The 1,303-nt window shown below is 73.4% G+C and carries 2 protein-coding genes; one reads left to right on the forward strand and one right to left on the reverse strand.

Annotated features, from left to right (window positions below):
* The coding region (locus AA75_RS20440) for a hypothetical protein (RefSeq protein ID WP_233289113.1) at nt 1-475 on the reverse strand (475 nt) is incomplete at its 3' end.
* A 258-nt stretch (nt 476-733) separates the two neighbouring features.
* Here AA75_RS20440 and def point away from each other — a divergent pair.
* Nucleotides 734-1,279, forward strand: a complete 546-nt coding sequence (gene def / locus AA75_RS20445; protein ID WP_033821584.1) for a peptide deformylase — start codon at nt 734-736, stop codon at nt 1,277-1,279.
* The last annotated feature ends 24 nt before the right edge of the window (nt 1,280-1,303 follow it).

A 1,303-nucleotide genomic window follows, 5' to 3' on the forward strand; every position in this document is an offset into this window, starting at 1 on the left:
GCTGCGGCTGCTTGGGGACGACCGGTTCGTCGTGGTGGGGTGCGGCGACCGGGACGGGTTCGGGGAGGCGGTCGTCGCGTGGGGCGCCGGGGGAGGGGACGGCGGCGGCGGTGAGCAGGTCGCCGGTCGGGCGGCGCATGCCGTACCGGCGGTGGACCGCCTGCTTGGTCACGCCGAGTGCGGAGCCGACCGAGTCCCAGGAGAAGCCCAGTGCCCGGTCGAACTCGACCGCCGCCGCGACCAGGGTCTCCACGCTCTCCCTGAGCTCCTGGGCGAGCCGGACGGTCGGGGCGGGCGCCCGGCCGTACACCACGAACCCGGCCGAGGTGCTGGGCCGCCGGGGCCGGTAGACGTTGCCGAGTTGGGCGGTGAGGGTCCGCAGCGCATCGACCTGCCGCCGCACCCGCTCGATGTCCCGCACCAGCAGGTGCAGGCTCGCCCGCGCGCGGGCGTCGTGGTTGATCTGCTCGGCCATGGCCTGGGTGCCACCTCTCCGTACGGTCCGCCTGACGCGCCCCTGCTCGCCCGCTGGCGGGCAAGGAGGGCAGGGACGCAGTGGCGTCCCGGTCAATTCCACTTGACCAACGCCCGACCGGGGGCCGGGGTCACGCGCCCGGCCGGAGAAGGGTTATGCCAGCTGGTGGGCCGAACGCGACGCGGGCATTGCATAGACTTCCCGGTGGTCCTCCGCGGACCGCGCCCGCCGCCGCCCGACGAACAGGAACCCGACGCCATGGCGATCCAGCCGATCCGGATCTTCGGCGACCCGGTGCTCCGTGCCACCGCCAAGCCGGTCACCGTCTTCGACAAGGAGCTGCGGCGCCTGGTCAAGGACCTCACCGACACCATGCTGGACGCCCCCGGTGCCGGGCTGGCCGCGCCTCAACTCGGCGTCTCGCTGCGGGTGTTCACGTACTACGTGGACGGCGTGGTGGGTCACCTGATCAACCCGGACCTGAGCCTGAGCGAGGACGAGCAGGACGGCCCCGAGGGCTGCCTCTCGCTCCCCGGCCTGCGCTTCGACACCAAGCGCGCCCACGGCGTGGTCGCCAAGGGCTTCGACATGCACGGCGAGCCGGTGACGATATCCGGCACCCAGCTGCTCGCCCGCTGCATCCAGCACGAGACCGACCACCTCGACGGCATCATCTTCATCGACCGCCTCGACCGCGAGCAGCGCAAGGCCGCGCTCAAGGCGATCCGCGAGGCGGAGTGGGGCGCCGGGCCCGCGCCGACCGTCAAGATCTCCCCGCACAGCACCTTCGGCTCCGCCCGCTGAGCCGACCGCCGCCCCGCCCGCCGC

This window comes from Kitasatospora sp. MBT63, from assembly GCF_000710465.2.
Classification (GTDB): Bacteria; Actinomycetota; Actinomycetes; order Streptomycetales; family Streptomycetaceae; genus Kitasatospora.